At 46.7% G+C, this 14,386-nt stretch carries 15 protein-coding genes and 1 riboswitch; of the genes, 14 read left to right on the forward strand and 1 reads right to left on the reverse strand.

Annotated features, from left to right (window positions below; genetic code table 11):
• Positions 1 to 11 precede the first annotated feature (11 nt).
• The 14 genes from Q7Q81_RS01880 (at position 12) to Q7Q81_RS01945 (ending at position 12,937) form a co-directional block, all read left to right on the forward strand.
• Positions 12 to 605 carry an XTP/dITP diphosphatase gene (locus tag Q7Q81_RS01880; protein WP_304273263.1) on the forward strand — a complete coding sequence of 198 codons (594 nt, stop codon included), beginning with the start codon at positions 12 to 14 and terminating at the stop codon, positions 603 to 605.
• Positions 602 to 1,081: a metallophosphoesterase gene (locus Q7Q81_RS01885; protein WP_293389408.1), complete on the forward strand. Its 480-nt coding sequence runs from the start codon at positions 602 to 604 to the stop codon at positions 1,079 to 1,081. Before Q7Q81_RS01880 ends, Q7Q81_RS01885 begins: the two co-directional genes overlap by 4 nt.
• Before the next feature lie 192 nt (positions 1,082 to 1,273).
• Positions 1,274 to 2,500, forward strand: a complete 1,227-nt coding sequence (locus tag Q7Q81_RS01890; protein WP_368502100.1) for an NADP-dependent malic enzyme — start codon at positions 1,274 to 1,276, stop codon at positions 2,498 to 2,500.
• 58 nt (positions 2,501 to 2,558) lie between these two features.
• Entirely contained in the window at positions 2,559 to 3,404 is an 846-nt protein-coding gene (locus Q7Q81_RS01895; RefSeq protein WP_009145044.1) for a fumarate hydratase, read from the forward strand.
• 15 nt (positions 3,405 to 3,419) lie between these two features.
• Entirely contained in the window at positions 3,420 to 3,986 is a 567-nt protein-coding gene (locus Q7Q81_RS01900) for a Fe-S-containing hydro-lyase (RefSeq protein ID WP_021720586.1), read from the forward strand.
• Positions 3,987 to 4,093: 107 nt separating this feature from the next.
• Positions 4,094 to 4,194: riboswitch (SAM riboswitch) on the forward strand.
• An 87-nt stretch (positions 4,195 to 4,281) separates the two neighbouring features.
• The gene (locus tag Q7Q81_RS01905) at positions 4,282 to 5,103 is read left to right on the forward strand and encodes a MetQ/NlpA family ABC transporter substrate-binding protein (RefSeq protein WP_276865251.1); all 822 of its coding nucleotides are present in this window, start codon (positions 4,282 to 4,284) and stop codon (positions 5,101 to 5,103) included.
• A gap of 362 nt (positions 5,104 to 5,465) precedes the next feature.
• Complete coding sequence (locus Q7Q81_RS01910) at positions 5,466 to 6,005, forward strand: hypothetical protein (RefSeq protein ID WP_304273269.1); 540 nt, start codon at positions 5,466 to 5,468, stop codon at positions 6,003 to 6,005.
• A 454-nt stretch (positions 6,006 to 6,459) separates the two neighbouring features.
• Positions 6,460 to 6,918, forward strand: coding sequence for a DUF1097 domain-containing protein (locus Q7Q81_RS01915; RefSeq protein WP_304273271.1), 459 nt, complete (start codon positions 6,460 to 6,462; stop codon positions 6,916 to 6,918).
• A 74-nt stretch (positions 6,919 to 6,992) separates the two neighbouring features.
• Complete coding sequence (locus tag Q7Q81_RS01920; RefSeq protein ID WP_304273274.1) at positions 6,993 to 7,787, forward strand: carbon-nitrogen hydrolase family protein; 795 nt, start codon at positions 6,993 to 6,995, stop codon at positions 7,785 to 7,787.
• 13 nt (positions 7,788 to 7,800) lie between these two features.
• The gene (locus Q7Q81_RS01925) at positions 7,801 to 8,688 is read left to right on the forward strand and encodes a polysaccharide deacetylase (RefSeq protein ID WP_368502098.1); all 888 of its coding nucleotides are present in this window, start codon (positions 7,801 to 7,803) and stop codon (positions 8,686 to 8,688) included.
• Positions 8,689 to 8,773: 85 nt separating this feature from the next.
• Positions 8,774 to 9,115, forward strand: coding sequence for a hypothetical protein (locus Q7Q81_RS01930; protein ID WP_368500294.1), 342 nt, complete (start codon positions 8,774 to 8,776; stop codon positions 9,113 to 9,115).
• A 5-nt stretch (positions 9,116 to 9,120) separates the two neighbouring features.
• Entirely contained in the window at positions 9,121 to 10,146 is a 1,026-nt protein-coding gene (locus Q7Q81_RS01935) for a CobW family GTP-binding protein (RefSeq protein WP_304273282.1), read from the forward strand.
• 361 nt (positions 10,147 to 10,507) lie between these two features.
• Positions 10,508 to 11,731 (forward strand): class I SAM-dependent rRNA methyltransferase, encoded by a 1,224-nt coding sequence (locus Q7Q81_RS01940; protein WP_304273284.1) that lies wholly within the window; start codon positions 10,508 to 10,510, stop codon positions 11,729 to 11,731.
• Positions 11,732 to 11,773: 42 nt separating this feature from the next.
• Positions 11,774 to 12,937, forward strand: coding sequence for a CaiB/BaiF CoA transferase family protein (locus tag Q7Q81_RS01945; RefSeq protein ID WP_304080618.1), 1,164 nt, complete (start codon positions 11,774 to 11,776; stop codon positions 12,935 to 12,937).
• 61 nt (positions 12,938 to 12,998) lie between these two features.
• Here the strand turns inward: Q7Q81_RS01945 and Q7Q81_RS01950 are convergent, their stop codons facing one another.
• Positions 12,999 to 14,195 (reverse strand): pyridoxal phosphate-dependent aminotransferase, encoded by a 1,197-nt coding sequence (locus Q7Q81_RS01950; protein WP_293721710.1) that lies wholly within the window; start codon positions 14,193 to 14,195, stop codon positions 12,999 to 13,001.
• Positions 14,196 to 14,386: the final 191 nt, after the last annotated feature.

Below are 14,386 nucleotides of genomic sequence, written 5' to 3' on the forward strand. Positions count from 1 at the left end.
GAGGTTAAATAATGATTAATGAATTGGTTGTAGCTACCCATAATCAGGGCAAGGTGGAAGAGTTTAAAACTTTAATGAAGGATTTGCCGATTGAAATTAAATATCTGGCAGATTTTGACGCAGTGGAAGCGCCGGCGGAAACAGGCCGTACCTTTGCTGCCAATGCCCGCCAAAAGGCTACCTATTATGCAAAGAAGCTGGGCAAGCCCTGTATTGCCGATGACTCCGGCTTAGAGGTGCAGGCACTGGACGGTGCTCCCGGTGTGCGCAGTGCGCGCTATGCCGGCGAAAAGGCCAGCGACGAGGACAACAACAACCTGCTGCTGCACAACATGAAGTTTCAGGTTAAGCGTACCTGCCGCTTCCGCTGTGCGCTGTGCGTAGCACAACCCGACGGCAAGGTGCTGAACGAGGTAGACGGTATCTGCGACGGCATGCTGCTGCATGAGCCTTTAGGTGAAAACGGCTTCGGCTACGACACGCTGTTCTGGTCCACCGAGCTGCACAAGGGTATGGCAGAGGCTACCATGCAGGAGAAAAACAAAATCAGCCATCGCGGTAAGGCAATCCGTAAGCTGGTGGCTATCTGGAGCAAAAAGAAATGAGAATAGGCATTACGGGTGATACGCACGGCAGTGCGCAGGCGATTCGCCGCATTCTGCAGCAGACACCGCCTATCGAGCTGTGGCTGCATACAGGCGATTATGCGGCCGATGCCAACCGCCTGCATGATGCGACAGGCATCAAAACAGTGCGTGTGCGCGGCAACTGTGATTTATTGGATGACGGCAGCCGTTTTGACGAGTACCTGGAAATAGAAGGCTACAAAATCTGGCTGACGCACGGACACAGATATATAGAAAGAAATGTGCAGGCTGATTTGGGCTATTGGGCCAAGCAGCTGGGGCAGGATATCGTGGTGTTCGGGCATACGCATGTGCCGATGGCCGAGTATTATGCGGAAACGCTGCTGGTGAACCCCGGCAGTCCGTCCCGCCCTCGCGGCGGTTCTGAGCCTTGCTTTGCGGTGCTTACACTGCAGGCGGGGCAGACGCCGCAGGTGGAATTCTTCAAAGTCTGATTCCTGGTTCTGAATTTTTTCGTAGCAAGCAAAAATCTTTTGACAATTCCTCAAAATGATGTAGATTACACAGAAAATATCTTGCAAAACAGGGTAGTTTAATATACAATAAGTGTATACTATTTATCGGACGGAGCTAATGATTTTTTAGACAGCTTACGTCGGGAAATCTTGGGAGGAAAAAAGATGACAATGACTCTGCGTGAAGAAGCTCTTAAATTACATATGGACAATAACGGCAAAATTGCTGTAGTAAGCAAGGTACCTATTGCAACCCGTCATGATTTGGCTATTGCCTATACCCCGGGTGTAGCTGAACCTTGCAAGGATATCAAAGAGGACAAAAACCTCTCCTTCGAATATACTTGTCGTGGCAACATGGTTGCTATTATTACCGACGGTACCCGTGTACTCGGCTTGGGCGACATCGGTCCCGAAGCTGCTATGCCGGTAATGGAAGGCAAGGCTGCACTGTTCAAAACCTTCGGTGATGTTGACGCTGTGCCTGTTTGCCTCGATACCAAGGATCCGGAAGAATTCATCCGCACCGTTAAGCTGCTGCAGCCTAACTATGCAGGCGTAAACCTGGAGGATATTTCTTCTCCCAAATGCTATGAAATCGAAGATAAGCTGAAAGAAATCTGCGATATTCCTGTATTCCACGATGACCAGCATGGTACCGCTATTGCCTGCCTGTCTGCTGTACTGGGCGCACTGCGCTTTGTTAAAAAAGACATTGCTACCGCTAAATTCGTTGTCAACGGCTGTGGTGCTGCCGGCAGTGCTATCGGCCGTCTGCTGGTAAACATGGGCGCACAAAATGTAATCATGGTTGACCGCTTCGGCGCTCTCTATGAAGGCATTGACGCTAAGCTGGACCGCATCCAGAGCTACTTGGCTACCGTAACCAATAAAGAACATAAGCAGGGTACTCTTGCTGATGTTGCCAAGGGCGCGGACGTTATGATCGGTGCTTCCGCTCCGAACGTATTCACCAAAGAAATTATGCAGAGCATGGCTGATAAGGCTATTGTTTTTGCTCTGGCTAACCCTGTTCCGGAAACCAGCTATGATGCTGCCAAGGAAGCAGGCGTTGCAGTTGCGGGCACCGGCCGTAGCGACAGACCGAACCAGGTTAACAACGTAACCGTATTTCCGGGCGTATTCCGCGGTGCTATTGATGTACGCGCACGCGCTATCACCGAGGAGATGAAGGTTGCTGCTGTTTATGCTATTGCCGACCTGATTGACGAAAAAGACCTGCGTGAGGACTATGTAGTACCTGACGCTTTTGACCCGCGTGTTGCTCCGGCGGTTGCTGCCGCTGTAGCTAAGGTTGCTATTGAAAAGGGCCTGGCACGCAAAATTGTAGATCCTGAGGTTGTAAGAGCCAATACTGCTAAACGCATCGGCCGTTAAGCCGCAGTATACAAATATTATTCTCACAATGACAATGTGAGCTTAGGAGGATGAAAACATGAGAGAAATAAAGGTTAGTGAAGTCACTGATGTTATTGCCAAGCTGTGCATGGATTCCTGCTACTATCTCCCGCAGGAGATGATGGACAAAATCAGAAATGCCGCTGTTGAAGAAGAATCTCCTTTGGGCAGGGAAATCCTTGCTACCTTGATTGAGAACTTCGAGCTGGCTAAGAAAAAAGCTGTTCCTCTGTGTCAGGATACCGGTCTGACCGTTGTATTTCTGGAAATCGGCCAGGAAGTACATTTCGTTGACGGCGATTTGTATACTGCCATTCATGCAGGCGTAGCAAAGGGCTACACTGAAGGCTATCTGCGTAAATCCTCTGTAGGCGACCCGGTATTTGATCGTAAAAATTCCGGTGATAATACTCCGGCAATCATCCACACCAAGATTGTTCCCGGTGAAAAGGTTAAAATTATCGTTTGCCCCAAAGGCTGCGGCAGCGAAAACATGGGCGCTTTGAAGATGCTGAAGCCGGCAGACGGTGTTGAAGGCATCAAAAAATTTGTTGTTGATACCGTGCGTGCCGCAGGCCCGAACCCCTGCCCGCCGATTACCGTCGGCGTAGGCATCGGCGGCAACATGGAGCGTGCCGCTATTCTGGCTAAATACGCGCTGACCCGTACCGTAGGCGAGCACAATAAGGATGAGCGCTATGCGGCACTGGAGGACGAGCTGCTGGAGCTGGTAAACAAGACCGGTGTAGGTCCTTCCGGCTTGGGCGGCAGCACTACCGCTCTGGCTGTAAATGTTGAATTTACCCATACCCATATCGGTGGTATGCCCTGCGCTGTAAACCTGAATTGCCATCAGGCACGCAAGGCTGAAGCAGAAATTTAAAGGAGGCGCCTGAAGATGAGTGAAGAAGCTGTAATCAAATATATTAATGCTCCGCTGACCGAAGAAACTGTCAAAGACCTGCATGCAGGCGACGTTGTACGCATCAGCGGTTATATCTACACTGCACGCGACGCTGCTCACAAGCGTTTGTATGAAGCGCTGGAGCGCGGCGAAAAGCTGCCTTTGGACCTGACCAATAATGTTATTTATTACGTTGGTCCTACTCCTGCCAAACCGGGCGAGGTTGTCGGCAGTGCCGGCCCCACCACCAGCGGCCGTATGGATAAATACACCCCGACCATGATCGAGCAGGGCATGCGCGGCATGATCGGCAAAGGCCTGCGCAGCCAGGAGGTTATTGATGCCTGCGCGAAGCATGGCGCTGTTTATTTCGTTGCTGTAGGCGGTGCTGCTGCTGTTATCACCCAATCCATCAAGAGCGAAACCATGATTGCTTACGAGGACCTGGGACCGGAGGCTATCCGCAGATACGAGGTTAAGGATTTCCCGGCTATCGTCTGCATCGACAGCGAGGGTAATGACTTCTATAAAGTTGGTATTGCCAAGTATAAAAAAGAGTAACATTGTTAACAGATTAAGGGCAGGATTTTCTGCCCTTAATTTTTTTTGCGATTAATGTTGACAAAGACACTAGGATAATATATTATTACTCACATCTTAATAACACGCTCTTATCAAGAGTGGCGGAGGGAACAGGCCCGATGATGCCCGGCAACCAGACAAATGTTATGGTGCTACATCCTGCAAGTGTAATCTTGAAAGATGAGAGGAAGACCGGCTCCTTCCTCAGAAGGAGTTTTTTTCTTAGGCGGATGTTTTGCAAGACGTGTTAAATAAAGAAAGGGAGTAAGAAAAGATGAAAAAATTATTAGTTGCATTACTGGCATTAGTAAGCCTGGCAGTTGTTGCTGCAGGCTGTGGCGGCGGAGACAAAAAGGCAGACAACGGTGCTGACAAAAAGGTAACCTTGAAGGTTGGCGCTACCGCTGTACCGCACGCTGAAATCCTCAACCAGATTAAAGGCACCCTGGCTAAAGAGGGCGTAGACCTGCAGATTATCGAATTCAGCGATTATGTTAAACCGAACCTGGCTTTGAACGATAAGGAGCTGGATGCCAACTTCTTCCAGCATGAGCCTTATCTGGATACCTTTGTTTCCGAGCGCAAGATGAATCTTGTATCCGCAGGCAAGGTACATATCGAGCCGATGGGTATTTATTCCAAGAAAATCAAATCTCTGAATGATATCCCCGAAGGCGCTAAAATCGCTATTCCGAACGACCCGTCCAACGGCGGCCGTGCGCTGGCTCTGCTGCAAAGCGCTAAGCTGCTGAAGCTGAAGGATGGCGTTGGCGTTAAAGCTACCGTAGGCGATATCGTTGGCAACGACAAAAAGCTGAAGATTGTGGAAATCGAAGCTGCTCTGTTGCCGCGTTCCATGGATGATACCGATTTGTCCGTTATCAACTCCAACTTCGCTATGGAAGCTAAGCTGAATCCGGTTAAGGATTCTCTGTTCACCGAGCCGAAGGAATCTCCGTATGCTAACATCGTAGCTGTACGCAAGGGCGATGAAAACCGTCCGGAAATCCAGAAGCTGATGAATGCTCTGCGTTCTCCCGAGGTTAAGAAGTTCATCGAGGATAAATACAAAGGTGCTGTTGTAGCAGCGTTCTGATTTGTGAATTGAAGGGCTGCCGCTGAAATGCCGACGCATTTCGGTGGCAGTCTTTTTCTGTGCTCTGTGCTAAAGAGCCGAGGAATATTAGAATAAGGGGACATAGCCGATACAGAGCAGCGTACAGTGCAAAGGTGTATTGCTTTTAACTGCACATAAGAAGACAGTAAATATACAGCACTCGTGATAAATTATTGTTAAAAATATATAATAGCTAAACAATAATGATAATAAAGTATATTATTTAATTAACTGTGTAGATTGACACATATAAAACAGCATGTTAGAATTGAAACAGCAGTGATAAAAAGCTGTTAAAAAATACAGCCCAAACAAAAACGCATAACAAAGGAGGATTTTTTATGATGCCCGTTAACCCTGAAGCCATTGGTATTTTTGGCCTCATCGCTACGGTGGTGTGTTTTGGACTGGAGCAAATTGGTGTTGGTGTTGATGAGAACACGGATCATAGTAAGCTGACACGCACATTGGCTCATATTGCAATTATTTTTGGTGGCACAACGCAAATTTTTACATCAGTTTTTATGTATATGTTCAGTGCTGCCGGCAGTCACAGCACTTATCTTGGAACAGTGTTCGGCTTTTTTGGGCTGTTCTGGATTCTTGTTGGTTTGTTTTTTCTTAATGGCGGCGACAAAAAAGTTATGGCACATTTTTTTGCCTGCGGATTGCTGCTTTGTATAATTTTTACCGTCAGAGCATTTAAGGATGGCTTGATTTGGCCGTTGGGTATAGATCTTGCTGTGATTGATTTACTGCTTTTTGTGCTGGTCTTTGCTTGGTATACCGGCAAGCCTTGGCTGACGAAGCTTGCAGGCTGGTGTAATTTGGCAATAGGCTTTATTTCGTTGTTTTTGCTGCTGCCGCAGCTGCTTAAGTAGATATTTACCGTTTGTTGAGTAAAAAAATATTTCTGCAACGGAAAAACGGCAGAGCTATGATTCTGTTTTGTAGGTCGACCGGGTTTGTGTTGCTGGTTTTTAATGGCCGGAGCGTATTGCTTCGGCCGTTTTTGCTTTTTAAAGGGAAGATAATAGAAGTGAGCTTGAGTATAGTTACATGAGGCAGAAAATAAAAATGTTATATATTGAAATTTATACAAAGGAAAACGAAATAAATTTCTTGCTATATACTCTTAAAAGTAAATTAAGCAAAATTAAACAGATAATAAGTAAACAACAAAAATAGTTTATGATATAATAGAACATAACATCATTGCATTATTTGGAAATATATGATATACTCAAAAAAGCTAGAAAAGATAAAATACTTATGACTATTATTTATTTAGAATATATTAGCAAGGAAAAATTAGCTTAAAGGAGATGACAAGCTATGACCTATTTGTTTGCAGTTGGTATTACAGTGGGGATTCTTGCCGGAGCTTGGGTTTATGCGGGGGGAACACTCGGATTTGTAGGATTTGCGGGATTTCTTGGCTGGGCAACTTATTTTGCGGCTGGTGGCGGTAAAAAAGGCATAATTTCTACGCTTTGTTCAAATCTTAGCGGTGTTTTTTGGGGAGTGAATACCATATGGGCTGCCACAACCTTTACGACTGTACCATCCTTGTTTTTTACAATAGCTTTTGCTGCAATTATGTGTTGGCAGGCAAAGCTGAATTTGCTTGAATTTATTCCCGGGACTTTTATTGGTAATGCTGCGTTTTATGCCGCAGGAAATGATGCTATAGGTGCAGCTGTCGGGTTAACTTGCGGAGCAGTACTGGGATTGTTGTCTGACTTTTCTGCAAAAAAGCTTTCTGCAGAAAAAAGTGATAATACTATTAAATAGTATTAAACCCAACAGGTTATGGCAATTCAAATAAAAGAAAATCTGCTTGTGGTCAGGAAAGTAGGGTGTTTATTGTGAAAGCATTAAAAATAGCTATAGTGCAAATGAATTGCGTACTTGCAGATAAAGCAGCAAATTTTGCTAAAGTAACTAAAATGATTGCTGAAAATGCTGATATGAAAGCACAACTTATAATACTTCCGGAATTATTCAGTACCGGCTACATGGTATCAGCACTTGATCGGGAATTAGCTGAAGTTATACCGGGACCGACGACTGAATGGTTGACTGAGCTAGCAAAACAATATCACGTATATTTCGCAGCGGCAATTATTGAACTGGGAGAAGACGGAATACTGTATGATACAGCTATAATAGTTGGGCCGGAAGGATATATGGATAAATATCGCAAAATTCACCTTTGGGGAATAGAACCGGAACGCTTTGCCAGAGGAGCTGCTCTGCCTGTTTTTAAGCTGCCTTTTGCGACCATTGGACTGCAGATATGCTATGAAATTGGTTTTCCGGAGCCTGCACGTGTTTTGACGCAGGCCGGTGCAGAAATAATTGTTTATACATCAGCTTTTGGTAAAGCACGCTCTTACGCATGGGATATCGCTTCGCGCAGCCGTGCCTTGGAAAACGGGGTTTATGTTTTGGCCTGCAACCGTATCGGAACAGAAGAAGACGCCGTATTTGGCGGGCTAAGCAGAGTTGTTGCGCCTAATGATGATATAGTGGCTGGTACTTCAGCTGATGCAGAATGCGTAATCAGTGCTGTCATTGATTTAGATCCTATTGCAGAACAACGCAGGGCTATCCCTTATCTTAGGGACTTATATAATAAGCTGATCCTGGAAAAATTCTAAAGGAGGTATTTTTATGGCAAAGAAAGAAATTCTAGTGGCGTTTGGAGTGGATATCGATGCAGTTGCCGGCTGGCTTGGTTCCTATGGCGGCGAGGATTCTCCCGATGATATTTCCCGCGGCATGTTTGCGGGCGAGGTTGGTGTTCCTCGTTTGTTGAAGTTGTTCAAGAAATATGACCTGTCGGCAACATGGTTTGCTCCCGGACATTCTATCGAGACTTTTCCGGAGCAGATGAAGATGATTGTTGATGCCGGTCATGAAATTGGCGCACACGGCTATTCTCACGAAAACCCTATTGCTATGACTCCGAAGCAGGAAGAAGATATTCTGCTCAGAAGTATTGAATTAATTACAGAACTTACCGGCAAGAGCCCTACCGGATATGTAGCACCATGGTGGGAATTCTCCAATGTAACCAATGAATTGTTGGTAAAGCATGGAATTAAATATGATCATTCTCTGATGCATAACGACCTTCATCCTTACTATGTACGTGTAGGCGATTCTTGGACTAAGATTGATTATTCGGCAGAAGCAAGTGAATGGATGAAACCTCTTGTACGCGGTCACGAAACAAATCTGGTGGAAATACCGGCAAATTGGTATTTAGATGATCTTCCGCCAATGATGTTTGTTAAGAAGAGCCCCAATAGCTACGGCTTTGCGAATCCTCGTGATATTTATGGCGGGCTGTGGCAGGATGCATTCGATTATTGTTACAGAGAGTATGATTATGCTGTATTCGGTATGACAATTCATCCGGATGTTTCCGGCAGACCTCAGTGCATTATGGCATTAGAACGACTGATTGAGTATATTAATAGCCATGAGGGTATTCGTTGGTGTACATTTGATGAAATCGCCGATGATTTTATCAAACGTTCAGCCGAGTTAAAATAATCCTTTGCTGATTACCGGGACGGCTAAAAAGCCGCCTCGGTAATTTCAATCTTTTGATAGTGTGACTTGAGGAGGCGTATTTATTATGTGTGTGTTGTGCGGCGAACTTATAATGCATGTTCATTGGACGGATAGACGAACTCACGAGAATGAATATAAGCATATTGTGATAGCCGGAGAGAGCCAACGTGATAGAATGCGTTCAAGGATAAAACGTGTGAAAATCAGCAACCGTATACTGGCGTATTACGGATTATCTATCAGCGACTGGAATGGAAGCCGCTTTGTTTTGCGGGATAAAAAGGGTGGTACTCAGATTGTTTACGACCTTGGTGATATGTGGAATAAGGCGGAATTACTGGCGCATAAAAAACTTGACCCTTTGGATGACGCCTTTCTGGATGCGTTTAGCGGTGTGGAGGTATAGTTGCAATGTGGCTTAACAATAAATGCCCGATTACGGTGGTAACAGGTTTTTTGGGAAGTGGCAAGACAACTCTTTTAGCAAATATATTGCATAATAAGGAATTCCGGAATACTGTGGTTATTATCAACGAATATGGGCAGGCCGGACTTGATCACAGGCTCATCCGACGTATAGAAGAACGAACCAGGCTTTTGAGTGGAGGGTGTATATGCTGCAATAAGAGAGAGAATTTGGTAAAAGAGCTGAAAGATTTGCTTACAGCTTATGAAAACAAAGAAATAGAGATGGATCGTGTTGTTATAGAAACAACAGGACTTGCAGATCCGGCACCAATTCTTTTTTCTATACTTATGGATCCGCTTCTGACACACCATTTCGTTGTGGATTTCGTAATCAGCTGCTTGGATGCTGTCAATGGCGAGCTGCATCTGCGTGCGAATCCTGAATCGGTTAAACAGATAGTGGCTTCTGACAAGATTATAATTACGAAAATGGATCTTGTTGAACAGGAAACGGTCGATGTATTGTGTGCACAGGTCCGGATGCTTAATCCTGCAGGCCAAATTATTACTGCTGCCAACGGAAATATAGATCCGGAAACAGTATTTAAAAGCCGGGATTGTTTCTCTGAAGCAAAATTCAGCCATACAATCAGAAATTTTAGCCAAAAGCCAATCAGGCACAATGAAAAGGTGAGCTCTATGTCCATCCGGTTCTATAAACCATTGGATTGGACAGCCTTTGGACTTTGGATGAGTATGCTTTTATATGCTCATGGAGAGAACATGCTTCGTATTAAAGGCATAGTTGATGTTGGAGAAGATGGTCCGGTAGTTATTAATGGTGTACAGCATATCATCCATCCGCCGCAGCATCTGGAAAGCTGGCACGGTGAGGAACGTAATTCGCATATTGTGTTTATAATGAAAGATATAGCAGCAGAGAAGGTGCTGAAATCTTTAAAAGTTTTTCAGCACTTGCTTGGAGCAGAACCAGAAATAGAAGAATTAAATGCGGCTCCCTTTGGGTAAAAGAAGAATTATAATATAATATTAAAAGCTGGAAAGGTGGCATGAAAACGGAGTTTAGGCCAAAAGAAAGGATAATAGAAAACAGACTAATGCAAATTTAATGGCCGGAGTGCATTGCTTCGGCCGTTTTTTTTGTTTTTTATAATAATAGGCCAACGGACCTGCGACGTCTGTAGCTTGTTATGCATGTAATGAGTTCTGCTCAAGGGTTGCGCCGCTAGCTGTTGAAATGCCGCTGTAGCACTTGTTATGATTATTTTTCGCAAAAGCGCAGGCAAAGAGCAAGGAGGTTTTCTGTGCAGCCGTCTGCAAAATATGCTATACTTAAAGAAAAACTAATCTTAAAATCGTGAGGTAGAATATGCGTAAATATGCAAAATTTTTCGTAACCCCGAAGGGAGAGCGCGCTGCACGCGGCGGTCATCCCTGGGTGTTCGGGGAAGAGGTAACTAAAATCGAAGGCGATTATGCCAATGGTGACTTGGTGGATGTAGTAACGTCCAAGGGCAAGTATTTGGGCACCGGTTTTGTGAACGACCATTCCAAAATCCGTGTGCGCATTATTTCCACCAATACCAATGATAAGTTTGACGAAGCCTTTTGGGAGCGCCGTCTGCGCTATGCGCTGGATTACCGCCTGACGGTTATGGGCGAGCGTGATTTTAACTGCTGCCGTCTGATTTTCGGCGAAGCGGATATGTTCCCCGGCCTGACCGTAGACCGCTACAATGATTTGCTGGTAACGCAAACACTGTCCCTGGGCATTGAAATGCGCAAGCAGATGCTGTTTGAGCTGCTGATTAAAATTCTGCGCGAGATGGGACAGGAAATCCGTGGTCTGTATGAGCGCAATGACGTAAGAATACGCCTGCTGGAGGGCATGGAGGAGGGCAAGCACTGGTTTGCTACCGATTTGTGCCCCGAACCCGGCGCTGTGACTACCGAGATTGTCGAAAACGGCATCGAATATACGGTTGATGTAGAAAACGGCCAAAAGACAGGCTTTTTCCTCGACCAGAAGTATAACCGTCAGGCGATTGCCAAAATTGCCAAGGGCAAGCATGTGCTGGACTGCTTTACCCACACCGGCTCCTTTGCGCTGAATGCTGCCAAGGGCGGCGCTGCCAGCGTTACCGCGGTTGATATCAGTGCGGAGGCAGTGCAGATGGCAGAGCATAACGCTGCGATTAACGATTGCTCCGATGTTATGCACGGATTGCAGGCGAATGTTTTTGATTTGCTGAGCGATTTGTTCAACAAGCATTACCGTGAATATGACTTTATTATTCTGGACCCGCCGGCGTTCACCAAATCCGGCAGCACGGTGAAGAATGCGATTCGCGGCTACAAGGAAATCAACCTGAAGGCGATGAAGCTGCTGCCGCGCGGCGGTTATCTGGCAACCTGCTCCTGCTCGCACTTTATGAAGGAGGAGCTGTTCGTGAAGATGCTGCAGGACGCTGCGCATGACGCCAATGTTTCTCTGCGTCAGATTGAAGCGCGCCAGCAATCTCCGGACCATCCGATTCTGTGGCAGGTGCCGGAAACAAATTACCTCAAATTCTATATCTTCCAGGTAGTATAAAAACTCAGTCTTAAAATATGCTGCTGTTAAGGGGGCGTTATTGTGCAGGCTTTAGAGGGTATTCGTGTGCTTGATTTGTCACGGCTGCTGCCGGGACCGTATTGTACAATGCTGCTGGCCGATTTCGGCGCGGAGGTTATCAAAATCGAAGAGCCGGAACGGGGCGATTATGCCCGCAGCTTTCCGCCGTTTTTAAAGGATTTCGGTTACTGGCATCTGCAGCTGAACCGCAATAAAAAGAGCGTAGTGCTCAACCTGAAGTCGGAGGCGGGACGCCGAGCGTTTTTGGAGCTGGTGAAAACTGCTGACGTGGTGGTGGAAAGCTATCGTCCGGGCGTACTGGAAAAGCTGGGCATTGACTATGCGGCGGCGAAGGCGGTGAATCCGCGTATTATCTACTGCTCGTTGACAGGCTACGGCAAAAAAGGACCGCTGGCCAAGCAGGCCGACCATGATATCGGTTACGTGAGCCTGGCAGGCATTACCGCTATGAGTGGTGAGGCGCAGGGCAAGCCGGCGATTCCGGGCGTGCTGATGGCGGATATGAATGCGTCGATGGCGGCGGGTATGAGCATTATGATTGCACTGCGCCATGCACAGATGACGGGCGAGGGACAGGAGATAGATATTTCCCTGTACAACGTGGCAATGACGCTGATGCCCGGTGCTGCGAGCCTGTACTTTGGCAGCGGCTTTGTGGCGGAGCGCGGCAACAACTGGCTGACCGGTGCCAACGCCAACTATAATATTTATGCGACGAAGGAAGGACGCTACCTTGCTGTAGGGTGCTTGGAAAAGAAGTTCTGGAGCAACCTGTGCGCTGTACTGCAGCGCCCTGATATGACGGATCTGATAGATGATGATGCTAACCACGATTACTTAAAGCAGCAGCTGACGCTGGAATTTGCCAAATACACGCTGCCTGAATGGGAGCAGCTGCTGGCGGGCAAGGACACCTGCGTAACGCCAGTGCTGGATTTTGCCGAGGCGGTGGCTGCGGAGCAGACCAAGGCCAACGAGATGGTGCTGAACGTAGAGGACGCAGAGCTTGGCAGCTACAGGCAGCTTGGCTTCGCTATGAAGCTGAGCAAAACGCCAGCGACGCTGAAAAAGCGTGCGCCACGCCTGGGAGAGGATACGCAGCAGGTGCTGTCGCAGGCGATTGATGATGAAAAACTGCTGGCGGAAGCATTGCAGAGCAAATAAAAAATGACCTCCTGAATTTTCAGGAGGTCTGATTTTTTGTAAGCTTTAAAGTTTTTAAGGCTTATTTTTCTACACGGCCGGGATATGCTTTGAGTGCTTCGCCCAGAATGTAGATAGCGCGCTCCAAATCCTCGCTCTTTAATACATAAGCCAGACGTGCTTCGTTGATGCCGCTGCCGGGAGTGTTGTAGAAGCCGTTGCCGGGAGCAAACATAACGGTTTCGCCGTCGATAGCGAAGTTTTCCAAAGTCCAGATAGCAAATTTTTCTGCATCGTCAACAGGCATGTTAACCATGATGTAGAAAGCGCCCTTCGGGTCGGATGCCTTCACGCCGGGGAGCTTCTTCAAAGCTGCAACGATGGTGTCGCGGCGTTTTTTGTACTCTTTGTTAACTTCTTCCAAATAGCTTGCCGGAGTGGTGTACAAAGCTGCTGCGCCGACCTGCTCCAGAATCGGGCTGCACAGACGAGCCTGACAGCATTTGATAACCTGCTTGCTGAGCTCCTTGTTTTTGCTGATGATGCAGCCGATGCGCGCACCGCAGGCGCTGTAGCGCTTGGAAACGGAATCGATGATGATCAGGTTGTCGTCTAATTCTGGCATGGTGCCGAAGCTGCGATATGCACCGTCATAAACGAATTCACGGTATACTTCGTCAGCGATTAAAGCCAGGTTATGCTTGCGAACGATGCGGGAAATCATGTCCTGCTCTGCTTCGGTATAAACTACGCCGGTAGGATTGCCGGGGTTGGTGAGCAGAATCGCTTTGGTTTTCGGAGTGATGTGTTTTTCGATTTCTTCTTCGCTGGGCAGGTGGTAACCGTTTTCTACGCTGGTAGGAACAGCGTTGATTTTAGCGCCGAACTCCTTGCAGAAGGTGGTGTAGTTAGCGTAGAAGGGTTCGAAAACCATGATTTCGTCGCCGGGGTCGCACAGAGCCATAACTGCGAAAATCAGGGCCTCGCTGCCGCCGTTGGTAACGAAAATATCTTCAATAGCATAATCCATGCCTTTTTCTGCATAATATTTCTGTACAGCCTTTAAGAGGAACATTTCGCCCTTGGAATTGCTGTAGGCGATTACCGGTGCCTGGAATTCACGCACGCTGTCCATGAATTGTGCCGGAGTGGCAATATCAGGCTGGCCGATGTTCAGATGATAAACCTTTTTGCCTGCAGCCTTGGCTGCGTCAGCATACGGAGACAGCTTTCTGATAGGAGATGCTGTCAGGCTTTGAATACGTTGAGAAAGTATCATGAAAAAAACTCCTTGCTGTTATATTTTTGTTTGGGGCAGATGTAACTGCTTTGTTTATTATAGCACAGATTTTGCCGAGATTGTATATAGTAAAATATTAATACTGTATACATTTGACTTTTTGACGCAAGCATTTTTTGAAGAAACAGTTTGGCAAATGGTTGTCGTTCGCAGAATGCTTTTGCATAAAT

Origin of the sequence: Phascolarctobacterium succinatutens, assembly GCF_958453765.1 — a bacterium.
Taxonomy (GTDB): Bacteria; Bacillota; Negativicutes; order Acidaminococcales; family Acidaminococcaceae; genus Phascolarctobacterium_A; species Phascolarctobacterium_A succinatutens_B.